Below are 16,821 nucleotides of genomic sequence, written 5' to 3'. Positions count from 1 at the left end.
TTCGGCGAGGCGCGTCACGTGATTGAGTTCCAGAATGTCACCAAGTCGTTCCGCCTCCGCGGTGGGGAGCGGCGCTATATTCTGCGCAATGCGTCCATGAACATCCCGTCTGGCGAGGTGGTTGGATTTCTGGGCCGCAACGGTGCGGGCAAATCTACCACGTTGCGTATCATCGCAGGCACCCAAGGGTGTGACAGCGGGCGGATCGTCCGTCACGGTTCCGTCTCATGGCCAATCGGTTTTGCCGGAAGCTTCCACCCGGAACTCACCGGCGCGCAGAACACGCGCTTTGTTGCGCGGGTCTATGGGGTCGACACCAACGATCTGCTGGAATACGTGCGGGACTTCTCGGAGCTGGGTAAATACTTCGAAATGCCGTTTAGAACCTATTCCTCCGGGATGCGGGCACGCCTGGCGTTTGGGGTGTCTATGGGCGTTCCGTTCGACACCTATCTTGTCGATGAGGTCACGACCGTAGGCGACGCAAACTTCCGGCAGAAGTGCAACGATGTCTTCACCAAAAGGCTGGCGGATGCGGGCGCGATCATTGTTTCCCACTCTCTGGGCATGATTGCCGAAATCTGCACCCGTGCGGTGGTGCTGGAAGGCGGCGAGATGCACATCTTTGATGACGTCCAGGCCGCGTTGGAAGTACACAGCGAAAATATGAAAAAAACCGCTGCTTGAGGCAGGTTCCAGGGCCGCTTGTTGACAGCGATATGCGGGTATGGAACGGAAGCGCTGAGAAGAAAAAGTGAAGTCGATGTTTGGATTTATGCTTCAAAAGCAGCTTCGTGCTGCGGCGATACAGTGCGAAGCGGTCCACGAAGACATCTCGGCCGGGATGTTTCGGGCGTTAAGCAATCTCAATGTCGCCACCCGGACCTATTACAACTCCAAAATATTTGACAGCCGCGGAGATTTTTTCGCTGAACTGCCGGTCGAAGGGCTGGATGCCCGATACGTCTCTTATGAAGGCGCGCCCGCATGGGACGCGGTCGCTGACGCGATCAGACGCCAACGGGCCAATTTCATCTTCGCCAACACCTTTCAGCGGGACGGTGTCGCCCGGTGGATGAAGCAGTTTGACCTGCCGATTATGGGTATCGTCCATAATCCCGACATTCTAAGGGAATCCGAACACGCGATGGACCTGATCCGCGAAGGGCGGGTCTTCGCGTTCGGCCTGGCTCAGCATGTGGTCACAAAGATTGTCGACACGGTGCCAGAACTGAGTGGCCGCTGTGCGGTGTACAATCCCGCCTATTGGATGGACCCGGCCCGCAACGAATTCGATCCCGATGACAACCGGCGCACCATCCTTATCCCCGGCGCTGTGGATTACAAAAACCGGGACTTCGAACGCCTTGTGGCGTATTTGGCTAGCGGAAAGCTCAAAACGGAAGTGCCGGTTGTCTTTCAGGTCTTCACGGGCGGTCCGGACCGCCAGCGGCTGGAACAGGACATCGCCAAAAACGGGCTGGAAGATCATTTTGAACTCGCCCCGCTGGATCCGGTCACGGGGAAGGTGCCGCATAACCGATATCTCGCGGCGCTGCGCCGTTGCGACGCCTTGATGCTGCTGCTGCCCGAAAGCCGTAAGGATTACCTGACGAACAAACTAACCACCGGAGTGGCCGCCGGTATGGGCAGTATGCGCCCGATCATCGCCCCTGATATCTACGGCCGGGTCTACGGGGTTCCGACGTTGGCAACACCGACCGACAGCCCCTTCGATATCTCAAGCTTGGATCTCTCGGCGGCCAACCTGCGGGCACATCAATCAACCATGTCCAAGTTGTGGAACAATGTGATGTTCGACAATCAAATTGCCGCCTATAAGGGCTTGGTCAAACTTGGAATTCTCAAAGGATAGACAGACAAAACATGCAACAAGACCCTGTTTTTGAGAACCTGTTCCTCAGTGCTGGCGCGATGAAGGCCGGCACCACGTGGCTCTATGTGGTGTTGGAAAAGCATCCGCATCTTTTCTTTTCCTACGAGAAAGAAATTCACTATTTTCACTACAAATACATCGACCGATCGGTGCTCAGCGAAGAGCGGCGGCTGGAAAATGCGCACAAGCGCTATTTGAACTTCAACCCGTCCCGCGCCTTTATCGGGCGCGTGCGCAACAACCTGCATTGGGTGACAAATTACCTGAACAGTCCGGTTGATGATTTCTGGTACCGCAACCTGTTCGCTTTGCGCCGGGCGGAACGGTACGATTGCGACTTCTCAAACCTCTACGCCATGTTGCCTGAAGAGGCGTGGCGGCAAATTCATGCGGATTCCAAAAACCTCAAGGTGTTGTACACGCTGCGCGACCCGGTCAAACGGCTGTGGAGCCATGTCAAATTCCATCTTCAGGTGACCGGCCAGACGGACAAATTGTCAAGCTGGAGCGAGAAAGATTTCCACAAGTTTGCCAAGCAACCGTTCATCTGGAAGAACGCCGAATATGGCGCGTGCCTGCGCAATATGCGCGCAGCACTGCCGCCAGAGGCGCTCAAATGTATCTTCTTCGAAGACATGCACGCCGATCAGCGCAAGACATTGGCCGAGATCGAGGATTTTCTCGGCATCCCGCATCACAACTTCCCCGACAATGTGCTCAACTCAAAGGTGAACGAATCCATTTCGCACCCGATGCCTGAGTTTTTCCCCGCGCTTTTTGCCGAAGATTTCCGCAGAATTGCAAATGACCTTGAGGAACAGGGCATGGTGCTGCCGCAGGGCTGGAACATCCCCTGACCAGCCAATGCTGACCTCATATCCGGCAAGACGATCAAAGGAACTGACATGAACGAGCGCGACGCGTTTATCGACTTTGCGGGGCAAATGCTGAAGCTGAATTACGCGCAGCAATTTCAAGATGTCTTCGCGCTCTGGCAAAGCGGCCTGTCTCGCACGGGGTATTTCGTGGAATTCGGTGCGCTCAATGGCATCGACTATTCGAACACCTACCTGATGGAGCTCCTCGGCTGGAATGGTGTCGTCTCAGAGCCCCATCCCGGCTACAAATCCCGCATCCTAGAAAGCCGGAAATGCAACATCACGACCGACTGCATCTGGACTGAAGATAACGGCACCGTGGAATTTCAAACAGTGATCGGCCGCCCTGCGTTGTCGGGTATTGCCGGGATCGACTATGACGACATCGCCGGGCGCGCCGGGCGTCGGGAACAAACCCAGCGCCATCAGGTCAACACCATTCGGCTGGAGACACTGCTTGCCCAACTGGGCGCGCCAACACAACCCGACTTCCTGTCGATTGATACCGAAGGGTCCGAACTTGCGATCCTGTCAGATTTCGACTTCTCCGCCTTTCAGTTTGGCGTCGTGACGGTCGAACACGGATTTTCGTCGCAGCGCGGCCCGTTGAGCGAGCTATTTGCCGCAAATGGCTACGTCAACAAATGGCCTGATATCTCGGAACATGACGATTGGTACGTGCACGAAAGCTACCTGCCACGCGGTGAGGGCTCCGCATCCACCTATCAGGCCGCGCTTCAGTCACTGACCAACGGCCTGCCGGAGAGCAATCATTTCGCCGATCGCGAAAGAAGGTTCCAGGCGCTCTAGACAGAGCGTCGGAAAACAACTGCGGTGGTCTCAGATCAGTTTCGAAATGCGGTCAGTCAATGCAGGAATGCTTGGGCTTCTAGGGAATAGACGGTTTAGCGTATCCAAGGCACTCTGCGCCCGCGGTTTGTCACCCAAGACGGCGTATTGACCGGCAAGATGGGTATACAGCAGGAAATCTTCCGAACCCAACTCAGCGGACCGGGTTGCGCGCAACAAGCTGTCTTTGCCTGCCATCTGTTCGAGCTGCGCAATACGAAATTGCACATACGCATTTTCGTTAATGACGTCTTCAAGTTCGGCCACCTTGGCAAAAGCGCGGTCAGTCTCCTTGGAGCGGATCAGCGCCTCCAATTCGTCAAGCGCCGCAAACAAAGCACCGCCCCCCATTTCGGCAGCCTTCGCGCCTCTTTCAAAGGCAATCACGTCGCCGAATGCCAGATCAGCGCGAAGTATCAATCCGCGCTCTTCAAGCAGGTCGATTAATGTCACGCAGTCATCCAGCCCAATTATCTTGGGGTGAATTTCCAGAATGAATTTGTCGATGCCGGACAGATCGGTTTTCTCGATGATTTCGACCTCGAACCCCTCGATATCGCAGACCAGAGCGTTCGCGCGATGGATTGAAATTTCTGACTCAAGCGAGGTGGTCGCAACCTGTATCGCCTTTTGCGTTGGGCTCACCTGCCGGGTTGATGATGCTTCAAAGGAATTGAGCACAAAAAACTCGATATGCGGCATCTGCTCCGCCACAACCTGCGGGCTGGCAATTGCATGTCTGAAGGTCACTGGAAGACCGTTGGCAACCGCATTTTCGCGCGCCAATTCAATGATCACGGGGTTCGCTTCAAAACTCTGGACCGCATCAGCCCCAACCAAGGTCGCAATTGTTAACGAGACCACACCCATACCGGCGCCCAACTCGATAACCCGGTCGCCCTTGCCCAGCATCCGTCGGGCAATTTCGCGCTCTTTGAATTCATACCGGCCGCGCTTCAGTGCATCCTCGGTCTTTTCGGGTATGCGGGGGTCTCCGATCGCCAAGCTGACGGGCCCAACATCAATGCGATTTGTGGAAGGCAGGGGCGGTTGTTCCGCGGCAGTGCCGGATTTTCCAGAGGCTTTGAGTTCGTTCAACAGGCTTGGAAGATCAGGCGCAGCCTCCGAGGCACGGCCGATTAACTCGGAATATTCGTTGTCGTGGCGCCCGGTTCGGCGCAAAACGGACGCAAGCGCGACCATGTAAGCCGGGTTCTCCTGAGCCTTGGCCAATGCATCACGCAGTGTTGCTTCCGCCGTTTCCATCTGCCCCTCGCGCTCAGCCGAGCGAACCTGAAAGAGGGTCCACGCGGCGACGTAATCGGCCTGTACCGGCCAACCCTCGGCAAACATGTCCCGCTCCTCGGATTTGCGGGCACCGAACGTGACATAAGTGTAGCCAGGCGTCTTGATTGGGTCTCGCTGCCCAATTGTCAGCGGGTCGCGGAGCGGATGAAATGCGCCTTGATAATACAGGTCAGCCAGCCGCGGCTCGAATCCATGGGCCGGGCTGAACGTGCGGAAGAAAACTTCCGGCGAAAATTGCCAGAATCCATGGCCCAGGTGATTGTTTGCGATGTTTAGGCACAGGAACTGCCCACCAACACGGACTGCCTCAGCCACGCTTTTCATCGCTGTTGCGATGTTGAACACATGCTCCAGAGTGCCAATGTCAATGACAGTATCAAATTTGCCTTTCAGCTCGTTTGGCAGCGGCTCATTCAAATCATGGATTACTTGGGCGCCTTCATAGGCCGAGTTGTCCATCACCTGATAAGGATCACCACCTAACGCCGAAATCAGCCGGTCCACATTTTCGTCTGCAATGTCATCCAACGATAGGTCGGGTCGGTAACGTTCGAGTACTGCGCCAAACCGCGCTCGTGCGTTTTCATCACGCATCAAAAGGCGCTGCCGACCAAGCACGACGGTAGACCCAAAATCTCCAAACTCTGCATTTGCCTTCAGAAGAAATTCAAATGCGGGCAGATCAATCCCCATTGCCGTCTCCTTGTTTCGCCGCAAGCCCCATATCTGCTCTCACCCAGTCACAAGTCTTGCGCAGGGCCGTCAACCAATCGGTTTCGGCCCTCCAACCCAATTCTTGTGCGGCAAGGCTACAATCAAGGATGCTGGTGGGCACATCTAGACCACGCGGTTCTTGATATTGAACGTCAATCTCGTGACCCAGGACGGTTTTCAGATCCGCGATCAGCTCATTCAGGCTGCGCCCGACACCCGACCCAATATTGAAGACCGTCTCACCGCCCTCATAGGTCGCAGCGGCGATCATGGCCTGAGCGACATCAGAGCCAAAAAGGTAGTCGCGGGTCGCATTGCCGTCACCCCAAATTTTGAGCGGCTGTTTGGCCAAAGCCCTTCGCGCAAATATTGGGATGGCTCCTTGGTTCTTTAGACCATGTTGATACGGGCCGAATGGATTTGCCACGCGCAACACCGTGTTTTTCATCCCGTAGGTCCGATTATACAGTTGGAAATAGAACTCTGCGGCAAGCTTATTTATGCCGTAGCTTGATATGGGCTGCGGAAGTGTCGTCTCCGAGAAGGGTGTATCGGTTGAGTTCCCATAAACCGTCCCGCCAGAAGATGTAAAAACAACCCTGTCGACAGACACTGACCGGCACAAGTCCAGAAGGTTTATGGTGCCCAAAACAGAACCGGTAACATCTTCTTTCCGATTGGCCTCTGCGCTTGCCGGGGTAGACGTGCCTGCAAGGTGGAAAACCACATCTGCACCATCAATCAGGCTGGAAAGCTTCTGCATATTGTCAAGCGTCCCGCTCATCCAGTGGACGTCTTTGAGGGGGTCTTCAAAGTAACGAGTTCGGCCAAAAGCGCGGACATGGGCGCCCTCAGCTTTCAAAGCCATAGCCAGGTTCGCGCCAAGGAACCCGCCCCCGCCCACAATTACGCAGACCGCGCCTGAGAGCGACGACGTCACTCTGCGCTCCAATCACTCCGGGCGGCATTGAGATGCAATTCAAGATCTGCTGCTGATGCGGCGATGGTGTGCCCTGCGTCAAAGCGTGCCCGTTGCACGACATCCACATGATTTAGATAGGCCTTGTCCGTGGCAAGCTCAGCCAGCTTTGCGCCATATGCCTCAGCCGTTTCATGCATCATCTCATCAATAAGGAAGTTGCACGCGTCGTTGCCATAGAAACTTAGGACGGGTGTGTGGCCATAGACGGCCAAAGCCATGCTCACTGCGCCGCCAGTGCGTCGCGGGTTCGCGTAGACATCCGAAAGTGACATGTAATCACCAATTTCACGCACATAACCCTTGCACAAAACCCTGTCCGCCATGACGGCAAACCGTTCTCCAAGGTTATCCCGAATTTGGTCTTCATTCTGCACACCCATGAGCATCCAGACAACTTTGTTGTTTTGTTCCATCAAGTTAGCCATCACACCGATAATTTCGGCATCAATCTCGTGGCCAAGCCGGTTGCCTGCTGTCACGACAACAAAGGCGTCCTCATCCAATCCGACATCTTCGCGCGAAAGGCCAGCACCAGTCCCAAAATTGCCATAGCCGAAAGAATGGTAGTGCCATTTGTCCGGGTGAATATGGCTATCGTCGATCTTGCGTTCTTCACCCAGATACAAATAGCGCGAAAAGTCATACGGTGGTCGGTTGCGGACGCTGGTCTGCAGGTAAACGGTCGCAGCTGATTGTCCGCATCCGTGGACATGGACAGAGCTCATTTCGAAGTTTGGGACGAATACTGCATTGGGCCGAAAGGTCTCTTGGAAATTGAGAAACCAGTTTAGATTACCCTCTTCAGTTAAGGGCGGCGGTGCCATGTAAAGCGCATCTGCCGGAGCACCGTATTCCGCAATGACGCCTTCCAAAGTAGCCCTGTAAGCACGAGGGTCCTTGCGAGCGTGCGCGACAGAGGTTCCGACCGGGAAGGAGACTTCATTGGTCAGAACCAGCGCCGCCTCTACCCCTTCCAGGTCACGTAATCCGCCCAAGTAACCCGCCACGACCCTAAGAATGTTGTTATTTGGGTTGTTTGGCAGCCATGGAACCCAAATTGCGACACGCAATGGGTCATCGACACTTACTGTAGCGGATTGCGTGTAGCAGTTGCTCAGCGCGTCCGCGACAACGCGTTTCATTGCCAGATAATCTGCGCCATAGCGGCGTGGGCGCGCATTGCGGGCAGTCAGATAGGTATTCCAGGCATACGCAGCCAAAATCAAAGCGTCAGGTTGGACCTTTGCCAATTCTGTTGCAGCTGGCAGCTCGGCTTCGGGGTCGAACACCCAGCCCGGGAAATCGGTTAGGCCGTCAAACAAATTTTCGATTTCGGCATAGAGCCCATCTGCGCTACCGCATTGATCGACATTCTCCAAAAGGTGCCTAAAAATCTGCAAAAAACCAATCTCCGTTGCTTGCCGATGTGGCTAAATTATATTTGCGGAAGAATCCATGGGTTAGACCGCTTTCGCGGGTCTTCGAAGACCTATCGGCCAAAGATTGCAGTATCTAGTGGGAAAACCTCGGGAAATGCGCCATGTCGTTGGTAGATCGGCGGGTAAATCCCTAAAAGATGAAATCCAAAGCGTCCAAATCGGATAGCTGGACACCCAACAGCAAAATTGTGCTGTCGTCCCCGGTGTTGATCAGAACGTCACCGCCAACTTGTTCCGCGGCGGCCAGGACGGCGTCAAAATTGTTGAGGCTGTCCAGCAACGTCAGATCTATGCGCTCCAAATCATTGCGCGCGTCAAAGTCACGCACCGTGTCATGGCCGTGACCGCTGGCAAAGGCGAAGGTGTCGGCGTTGAAATTGCCCGACATCACATCGTCGCCGGTGCCGCCGTCGATCCAGTCAAACCCGGAGCCGCCTGACAACTCGTCATCGCCCGAATCCCCCCAAAGCACATCATTGCCGGGTCCTCCCCACAGCCGGTCCCTTTCGGTTCCGCCCGACATCAGGTCGTCCCCCCATTGGCCAAACAGCGCGTCAGTGCCCTGACCACCGACTAGCGTATCATTGCCAGCACCGGCGAAAAGCCGGTCAAACCCAGCGCCGCCATCCAGCCAATCCGCCCCGGCTCCGCCCAGCAGCGTGTCGGCCTGCGCGCCGCCAAACAACAGGTCATCACCGTCGCCGCCGTCCAGCAAATCAAACCCCGCTTCCCCGAACAGCATGTCGTCCCCTGCGCCGCCCGAAAGGCCGTCGACGGTCCATCCGAAGTTGCTGCCGGCCCGCAGCACGTCATCGCCGTCACCGCCTGACAGGCGGTCGGGCGACGTTCCTCCCCACAGTTGGTCGTTGCCCGCCCCACCGTTAAGATTGTCGAAACCCGCGCCGCCGACGATCAGATCGTCGCCATCACCGCCATTGATAAGGTCAGCGAAAGAGCCGCCGTCCAGGCGGTCATTCCCCGCTCCGCCCTCAAGCACGTCGAACCCAACGCCGCCAAAGATCAGGTCATCGCCGCTGCCGCCGAATATTGTGTCATTCCCGGCGCCCCCATCAATCATGTCGTCACCGCCGCCGGTATCCGCGGTATCTGCCCCCCTGCCCAACATGACAATATCGTTGCCTGCGCCAAGCGTGATCGGGTCGGCCTGACCGTCCCCTGAATAGGTCTGTGCCATGGTGCTGACGTTTGGAAAGGTCGGGGCAACCATAAACATCGCCACATCTGGGGCATCCGGCATCTCCGGGTGCGGCGGTGATCCAGACGGGGGGACAAGCGGGCCCGGATCAATCACGACCCGGTCGATTCCGACAAAGGCGTCGAGCCCGAGATCAGAAAGCTGCAAGGCCCCACCGTCGGCGACGTGAAGCTCGATCACTTCGCCGCCCACGAATAGCTCTGCGCCGTAGCTGGTCAGGGACACGCCGATATTGTTGGGGTCGAACAACGCGGACAGAGAGGTCAGGTCAAGTCGGTCCACGCCGATTTCAAAATCCATGATCCGGTCACGGTCGCCGTCACGGGTCAGAATGAACGTGTCGGCCCCGTCCCCGCCCCATAGCGTGTCTTCGCCGGCACCGTCCACCAGAACATCGCTGCCCGCGCCGCCATGCAGGGTGTCATTGCCGTCCAACCCGATCAAACTGTCATCGGTTGCGGCGCCATTGACCGTGCCCCCGCCGGCGGCCGCGGTGATCTGTGGCCCCAAATCTGAGAAGTTGAAGTCATATTCCACAAGGAACGGCTCAGACTGCGTCGCCACAAAAATACGCGCGCCGTTGGCGGTCGCAACCACCTCCAAGGCGCTGATCCCGGCCAGCGGGCTGTCGACGCTGCCTGCGACGTTGGTGACGATGTGAAGCCGCCCTTCCGGCAAGACCTCGAAAACGGTCAACCCCGCATCATCGCCGGAGGCAACAAGGAAGTTGCGTCCATTGACCTCGAACGCCTCTAACTGCGACGGAGAGGAGAAGCGTGTATCGCTTGTATCAAGCACATGGTCCACCGGCGTCAGGGTGCCGCCGGTCGCATCAAGGGCGAACACTGTAAGTGAATTGCTGTCCTGTCCTGCAACCACCACATAAGTGGTGTCTCCCACGTCTGCCACGGCCAGGGCACCCGGCGCATTGAACCAAACGCCGTCACCAACATTGACCGAGGTTTCATGGCTGAACTGCCCGCCGTCCAACCGCAGCAGGTCAAGTTGGTCAAGACCCGGCCGCGTGGCGAGGGCAAAGGTGGCCCCTTCGTCAGTGAAGACCAAAAGCTCTGTGACGTGACCCCCAACGCCTTGCGGTCCGGCCATAATCTGGGTGCTTGTGACCTGCGACCCGGCAAAGTCCAATTGCACAAGCGCGCCCGATTGCAATGCGGCCAATCCCGTCGCTCCGTCAGCCGTCAAGGCAAGTTCGCGCAGCAGCGCGGCATCAAACCCTTCTGTGCCAAGGGCAACCGCGTTCTGAACCTCCCCAAGGCCCGCGCCGGAAACGTCCAGCTCAAACGCCTGAACCATATCGGAGAAAAGCCCACCAAGCAGCAGCTGCACGCCGTCGGCGGTGTGACGCGCTGCCAGGTCGACATCTACAAGCTGGGTGAAGACCGGCGACAGTGCGGTCGACGTCAGCAAAGCGGCCTGACCCGACGCGCCACCCAAAGATATGGTCGACACCTGCCCGCCCGCGCGGGTGGTGGCGTATAGGAAAGCCTCCCCGTCGATCTCATGGACCAGCAGGTCGGTCAGACCCGCCGAAGCAGCGGAATTCTGCAAACCCAGTGTTATTGGAGCGCTAAAATTGGCGCGTGGCATCGCGGCCCCCGTCATTGCGATTGATTGGCCATTTGTTTCCCCGTGACGGAAGGCAAAATTCTGTTTCAGAAGGTGTCTGTACTGCGACTTTTGCTGACAAATTGAGGTGAAACCGCTGCAAATTGAGCATGCCCCCTGGGCCAAGTGACATCGTTGGGGCGGACTGCTATAGGCAGGCTAACAGGCCGAGAGGAATTGCGTTGCTGGACGTAGAAAAGACCATTTTGCCGGGTGTCATGTTGATCACCCCTCCAAGATTCGGCGACGCACGCGGTTTCTTCTCTGAAAGCTGGAGCCGCAGGGAAATGGCCGCGCATGGGCTCGATTATGACTTTGTGCAGGACAATCACTCTGTCTCGGCGTCGAAAGGCACGATACGAGGTCTGCATTTTCAGGCCCCCCCGGATGCGCAGGCAAAGCTGGTGCGATGCGGACGCGGGGCGCTGCTGGACGTGGCCGTCGATATCCGCGCGGGCTCACCCACCTTTGGGCAATCAGTCGCCTATGAGCTCAGCGCTGTGAATGGCCGTCAGCTGTTGGTCCCGGAAGGGTTTGCGCATGGGTTTCTGACGCTGACCGACGACACAGAGATCATCTACAAATGCAGCAACTACTACGCACCTGCCTCTGACGGGGCGGTGCGTTGGGACAGTTGCGGTGTGGATTGGGGGTTTGACGGCACGCCGGTCCTGTCGGACAAGGATGCCGCCGCTCCTCCCTTGGCGGAGTTTGACACGCCGTTTAGTTGGGAAGGGCCCTCGCCATGAAGATTTTGGTTACCGGTGGGGCCGGGTTTATCGGCTCTGCGGTGGTCCGTCTCGCCATCTCGCGCGAGCATGATGTGGTCAACCTCGACGCGCTGACCTATGCCGCCTGCCCCGCCAACGTCGCAAGCGTCGCGGATACGCCAGGCTACGCGTTTGAGCAGGCCGACATCCGCGATCCGGCGGCCTTGAAACGTATCTTCGCACAACACCAGCCCGACGCGGTGATGCACCTCGCGGCGGAATCGCATGTTGATCGTTCCATTGACGGGCCCGGCGACTTCATCTCGACCAATATCGACGGCACCTTCCAGCTGCTTCAGGCCGCGCGTGATTTTTGGGAAGGTCAGGGCAAGCCGCAAGATTTTCGGTTCCACCACGTCTCCACTGACGAGGTCTACGGTTCTCTGGGTGCGGACGGGATGTTCACGGAAGACACTCCCTACGCGCCAAACAGTCCCTATTCTGCGTCAAAGGCTGCCTCCGACCATTTGGTACGCGCCTGGGCAGAGACCTACGGCCTGCCCGTGGTGATGACGAATTGCTCGAACAATTACGGCCCCTACCACTTCCCCGAAAAACTGATCCCGGTGGTGATCCTGAACGCGCTCGCGGGGAAATCCATTCCGGTCTACGGCGCTGGCGAAAATGTGCGCGACTGGCTCTATGTGGAAGATCATGCTGATGCGCTTTTGTGCGTGTTGGAAAACGGCGTGCTCGGGCGCAGCTACAATATCGGCGGAGAGAACGAGGCGACGAACATCGACATTGTCCGCAACATCTGCGCCATTCTGGACCGGCTCCGCCCGCAGGACACCCCCTATTCAGAGCTGATCACCTTCGTCGCCGACCGCCCCGGCCACGACCTGCGCTACGCCATCGACCCGACCCGCATCCGCGACGAGCTGGACTGGCGTCCGTCAGTGACGCTTGAGCAGGGCCTGGAAAAGACCGTCAATTGGTACCTGGAAAACGAGGACTGGTGGCGCGCCCTGCAAAACCGCGACGGGGTGGGCACCCGGCTTGGCACCAAGGCCTAAGCGACGCCAACTTATACATCTGATTTAGTTGTGATAATTGTAGATCGATATGAGCAACCCTAAGACCCTTCTGGTGTTCGGCAAGACTGGGCAAGTCGCGACCGAGTTGCGCGGCCTTGCGCCCGATGCGATCTTCCTCGGCCGCGAAGAGGTGGATCTGTCCAATCCTGACGCCTGCAACGCCGCGGTCAGAACGCACGCACCCTCCGCCGTCATCAATGCCGCGGCCTACACTGCGGTTGATCAGGCGGAAGGCGATGAAGCGAACGCACAGCGGGTGAACGGGGACGCCCCCGGCGCAATGGCAACAGCCTGCGCCGAGTTGGGCATCCCCATGGTCCATCTGTCGACCGACTACGTCTTTGAAGGCAAGGGCCAAGCCCCGCGGGCGCCTGACGCGCCCACCGCGCCACTCAGCGCCTATGGCCGCACCAAACTGGCGGGAGAAGCCGCAATCCGCGCCTCCGGCGCTACGCATGCGATATTGCGGACCAGTTGGGTGGTCTCGGCCCATGGCAATAACTTCGTCAAAACCATGCTGCGCCTCGGTGCGGAACGCGACCGGTTGACCATCGTCGCCGATCAGGTCGGCGGCCCCACCGGCGCACGAGAGATCGCAACCGCCTGCCTCAACATTGCGGCCCAGCTGGCCGCGGACCCCGGCAAGGCCGGAACCTATCACTTCGCCGGGGCGCCAGATGTAAGCTGGGCGGATTTTGCCCGCCAGATATTTGCGCAATCCGGCCTGAACACCGAGGTCGTGGACATTCCCAGCGAAGATTACCCGACCCCTGCCACCCGGCCGCTGAATTCGCGGCTGGATTGCACCAGCACCCAAAGCACTTTCGCCATTTCGCGGCCGGATTGGCGCGCATCCCTTGGCCAAATCCTGTCAGAACTCGGAGCCCTCAAATGAAGCAACGCAAAGGTATCATTCTGGCCGGGGGGTCCGGTACGCGGCTCTTTCCGATCACGATGGGCGTCTCCAAGCAGCTTCTGCCGGTCTATGACAAGCCGATGATCTACTACCCGATCTCGGTGCTTATGTTGGCGGGCATTCGCGAGATCGCGATCATCACCACCCCGCATGATCAGGACCAGTTCGTGCGCACCCTTGGCGACGGAAGCCAGTGGGGGGTGTCCTTCACCTATCTGGTGCAGGAAAGCCCCGACGGGCTGGCGCAGGCCTATCTGCTGGCCGAAGAGTTTCTGGCAGGCGCGCCCTCGGCGCTGGTGCTGGGGGACAACATATTTTTCGGCCACGGGCTGCCCGAGCTGCTGGCCGAAGCGGATGCCCGCAGCGATGGTGGCACAATTTTCGGCTACCACGTGGCTGACCCGGAACGGTACGGCGTGGTCGCGTTTGATGACGACGGGACGGCGCAAAGTATCATCGAAAAGCCGAAGGTGCCGCCGTCAAACTACGCTGTGACGGGCCTTTACTTTCTCGACGGCGACGCGCCAGCGCTCGCCAAGCAGGTTGTTCCCTCCGAGCGAGGAGAGTTGGAGATAACGTCACTTCTGGAGATGTATCTGCAAATGGGCAAGTTGACGGTAAACCGTATGGGGCGCGGCTATGCCTGGCTCGACACCGGCACGCATGGGTCCTTGCTGGATGCGGGAAATTTCGTGCGCACGCTAACCAAACGTCAGGCGCAGCAAACCGGGTGCCTTGAAGAAATCGCGCATGAGCTGGGCTGGATCAGTGACGCCGACCTGCTGGCCCGTGCGGAGCAATTCAGCAAGAACGATTACGGCAAATATCTGCGCGACTTGCTGAAATAGAAAACGGCGGCGCAAGGTCCACACCATACGCCGCCGATTGAATGTATTTCGGTCTTCAGATCAGAAGATGAAGTCAGAGGCGTCCAGATCTCCAATGGACACACCTTCCAGCAGGATCGAATTGCCGCCGCCGGTGTCGATCAGCACATCTGCGCCGCCATTTACCGTCGACATGGCCCCTTGGACCTGGCCGAAATTGTTCATCGAGGACAGGTTCGAGAAATCAATGCGCTCCGCCGCGCTCAAGGCGTCGAAGTCGCGAATGATGTCCTGGCCGTGCCCATTGTCGAAGACAAAGGTATCGGCGTTGAAGTTGCCCACCAGCAAATCGTTGCCGGTACCGCCGTTCAGGATGTCGAACCCGGCGCCGCCATAAAGCGAATCCGTGCCCTCGCCGCCGTCCAGGTTGTCATTGCCGACGCCGCCAAACAGCCGGTCAAAACCCGCGCCTCCCAGAAGGATATCAGCGCCTGTTTCGCCGAACAGGTTGTCGGCCTGCGCACCACCATTGAGGTAGTCATTGCCGGTGCCACCGCTCAGCGTGTCAAAGCCGCCTTCACCATACAGCCGGTCATTGCCTGCGCCGCCGACCAGCCCGTCCACCGAGCTGCCGAAGTTGGTGCCTGCGCGCAGCGTGTCATCGCCGTCGCCGCCAAACAGCCGGTCAGCGCTTGCTCCGCCCAGCAGCAGGTCATTGCCGTCCTCGCCATACAGGTTGTCGAACCCTTCGCCGCCCAGCAGCGTGTCATTGCCGGTGCCGCCATACAGCTGATCCGCGAAAGACCCGCCATCAAGGAAGTCATTGCCGGCATCGCCATACAGCGTGTCGAAACCAACGCCACCAAGGATGGTATCGTTGCCGCCCCCGCCGTGAATTTCGTTGCCCGCGCGGTTGCCGGTTATTTCGTCATCGCCGGAGCCGCCGATTGCGTTTTCGATCGTCACGCCGCGCCCGATGGCCACGTTGTTCACGCCACCATCGATGTCGGAATAGGCCATCTCGTTCAGGTCAATCCGGTTGGCCACCGAGCTAAACGAGATATCGACCGTGTCCGTCCCGCTCACATCGTAGATCGTGAAAACGGTGGACGAACCATTGTCCACCGCCGTGTTTGTCGCCGAGGTCAGCGCGATGTCCCAATAGGTTTCCAGGTAGTTGCCGAGGTTCGAATTAGCGCCCCATGTCGTGTCGCCAGCGGTGACCGACGTGGACGCGTCAGGTGCCCCGTACAGGTTCTGGATCGCAACCAGGTCAGCCATCATCGCAGTGATTGGCTCACCGTAGCTACCCTGCACAGACGTGTTTTGCGTCTGGCTGAAATAGGACATGACGGAGACCAGATAGCTGTCGTTTACGAAAGTCTCGTCCGTGCCGTAAGTCGCGCTGCCATTGTAGGCACCCTGGTGACCCAAGCCCAACGCATGGCCGATCTCGTGCACATAGGTCGAGAAGGAGTAGCTGTCGATTGACGTCCCGTACTGGGCAAGCCACGCGGTCGAAACGTTGATCGTGGAGGACTGCGACACACCGTTCTGGGCTACTGTAGATGCAAATGCGCCCGACTGGTTATCGTCAAAGGTCATGTCGGCAGTGCCGAAGACCTCGACAAATTCGATATTTGCGACCATCTCCCAGGCCTCAAAGGCCCAACGGGCAAGCTGTTGGCCCTCGGCAGTTAGCGCCGTGATGTTGACGGTGATCTGATTGCTGGTCGATGTGTCCCAAGCGCGGCCCCCACGAGCGCCCCAATAGCCATCCGTCAGGAATGCGGCCAGTTCATCCAGCGTCCCGACCTCGGGTGGTGGCGGCGGCGTGGTGGTGTCCATCGACAGCTCATAAGTGCCGGTGTATAGCGGGCCGGTCGTGGGGATATAGGCGTCAGCGACCAAGTAGTAGGTCCCGCTCGTGGTTGCGGTGAACGTGATCGTTGAATCGCGGCCCGGGCCGTCGTCGTCGTCTTGTGCGACAATGGACACGCCCGACGAATCCAGCAGGTACAAATAGGGGTCTTCCAGCGTGCCATCCCCGCTCCCCTGTCCAGACAGTTCGAACACATAAGTCTCACCCGCCACCAGTTGAACTCTGACGAAGTCGGCTTCGCCCGCAGATGACAACGTGCCGACAAACGTGTCGCCAACGCCGATGGCGTAGGGCGTCGTGGCATTTGCGGGCGCATCGACCCCTTCAAAGAAACGGGCGTGGTCGTGACCGCCACCTTCATGATCCTGGCAACCACAGTCGCAATCAGGTGGGTGGGAGCCATCAAGGTGGCCGCGGAATAATGTGTTATCTGGCACTAGCTTATCTCACTTAATCGCTAAAATATTGGTGTGGGGTCGG

The 16,821-nt window shown here is 58.1% G+C and carries 13 protein-coding genes; 8 read left to right on the top strand and 5 right to left on the bottom strand.

Annotated features, from left to right (window positions below; all coding sequences use genetic code 11):
* Positions 1-18: 18 nt before the first annotated feature.
* From Q0899_RS14735 to Q0899_RS14720, 4 genes are all read left to right on the top strand, one after another.
* Complete coding sequence (locus Q0899_RS14735; protein ID WP_298295249.1) at positions 19-687, top strand: ABC transporter ATP-binding protein; 669 nt, start codon at positions 19-21, stop codon at positions 685-687.
* A 76-nt stretch (positions 688-763) separates the two neighbouring features.
* The gene (locus Q0899_RS14730) at positions 764-1,876 is read left to right on the top strand and encodes a hypothetical protein (RefSeq protein WP_299193751.1); all 1,113 of its coding nucleotides are present in this window, start codon (positions 764-766) and stop codon (positions 1,874-1,876) included.
* 11 nt (positions 1,877-1,887) lie between these two features.
* A complete protein-coding gene (locus tag Q0899_RS14725) occupies positions 1,888-2,754 on the top strand; it encodes a sulfotransferase (RefSeq protein WP_298295245.1) in 867 nt (288 codons plus the stop codon).
* 48 nt (positions 2,755-2,802) lie between these two features.
* Positions 2,803-3,585 carry an FkbM family methyltransferase gene (locus Q0899_RS14720; RefSeq protein ID WP_298295243.1) on the top strand — a complete coding sequence of 261 codons (783 nt, stop codon included), beginning with the start codon at positions 2,803-2,805 and terminating at the stop codon, positions 3,583-3,585.
* Between the two features lie 30 nt (positions 3,586-3,615).
* Here the strand turns inward: Q0899_RS14720 and Q0899_RS14715 are convergent, their stop codons facing one another.
* The 4 genes from Q0899_RS14715 to Q0899_RS14700 all read right to left on the bottom strand — a co-directional run bounded on the left by Q0899_RS14715 (position 3,616) and on the right by Q0899_RS14700 (position 10,891).
* Positions 3,616-5,625 (bottom strand): FkbM family methyltransferase, encoded by a 2,010-nt coding sequence (locus Q0899_RS14715; RefSeq protein WP_299193748.1) that lies wholly within the window; start codon positions 5,623-5,625, stop codon positions 3,616-3,618.
* On the bottom strand, positions 5,615-6,550 hold the full coding sequence (locus tag Q0899_RS14710) for an NAD-dependent epimerase/dehydratase family protein (RefSeq protein ID WP_299193746.1): 936 nt from the start codon (positions 6,548-6,550) through the stop codon (positions 5,615-5,617). The genes Q0899_RS14715 and Q0899_RS14710 overlap by 11 nt, the downstream gene beginning before the upstream one ends.
* Positions 6,551-6,582: 32 nt before the next feature.
* On the bottom strand, positions 6,583-8,028 hold the full coding sequence (locus Q0899_RS14705; RefSeq protein ID WP_299193744.1) for a hypothetical protein: 1,446 nt from the start codon (positions 8,026-8,028) through the stop codon (positions 6,583-6,585).
* Positions 8,029-8,197: 169 nt separating this feature from the next.
* The gene (locus tag Q0899_RS14700) at positions 8,198-10,891 is read right to left on the bottom strand and encodes a hypothetical protein (protein WP_299193742.1); all 2,694 of its coding nucleotides are present in this window, start codon (positions 10,889-10,891) and stop codon (positions 8,198-8,200) included.
* A 203-nt stretch (positions 10,892-11,094) separates the two neighbouring features.
* Between Q0899_RS14700 and rfbC the strand changes: the two genes are divergently transcribed.
* From rfbC to rfbA, 4 genes are read left to right on the top strand one after another with little or no spacing between them, the layout of a single operon-like run.
* Positions 11,095-11,658: a dTDP-4-dehydrorhamnose 3,5-epimerase gene (gene rfbC / locus Q0899_RS14695; protein WP_298295955.1), complete on the top strand. Its 564-nt coding sequence runs from the start codon at positions 11,095-11,097 to the stop codon at positions 11,656-11,658.
* The gene (gene rfbB, locus Q0899_RS14690) at positions 11,655-12,695 is read left to right on the top strand and encodes a dTDP-glucose 4,6-dehydratase (RefSeq protein WP_299193740.1); all 1,041 of its coding nucleotides are present in this window, start codon (positions 11,655-11,657) and stop codon (positions 12,693-12,695) included. The genes rfbC and rfbB overlap by 4 nt, the downstream gene beginning before the upstream one ends.
* A gap of 49 nt (positions 12,696-12,744) precedes the next feature.
* Positions 12,745-13,611, top strand: coding sequence for a dTDP-4-dehydrorhamnose reductase (gene rfbD / locus Q0899_RS14685; protein ID WP_299193738.1), 867 nt, complete (start codon positions 12,745-12,747; stop codon positions 13,609-13,611).
* The gene (gene rfbA, locus Q0899_RS14680) at positions 13,608-14,480 is read left to right on the top strand and encodes a glucose-1-phosphate thymidylyltransferase RfbA (protein WP_299193736.1); all 873 of its coding nucleotides are present in this window, start codon (positions 13,608-13,610) and stop codon (positions 14,478-14,480) included. Before rfbD ends, rfbA begins: the two co-directional genes overlap by 4 nt.
* 60 nt (positions 14,481-14,540) lie before the next feature.
* Here the strand turns inward: rfbA and Q0899_RS14675 are convergent, their stop codons facing one another.
* The gene (locus Q0899_RS14675; protein WP_299193734.1) at positions 14,541-16,778 is read right to left on the bottom strand and encodes a M10 family metallopeptidase C-terminal domain-containing protein; all 2,238 of its coding nucleotides are present in this window, start codon (positions 16,776-16,778) and stop codon (positions 14,541-14,543) included.
* Positions 16,779-16,821: the final 43 nt, after the last annotated feature.

This window comes from uncultured Litoreibacter sp. (assembly GCF_947501785.1).
Lineage (GTDB): Bacteria > Pseudomonadota > Alphaproteobacteria > Rhodobacterales > Rhodobacteraceae > Litoreibacter.
Note: the sequence above shows the minus strand (reverse complement) of the source record. Positions and strands in the feature narration are given on the sequence as shown.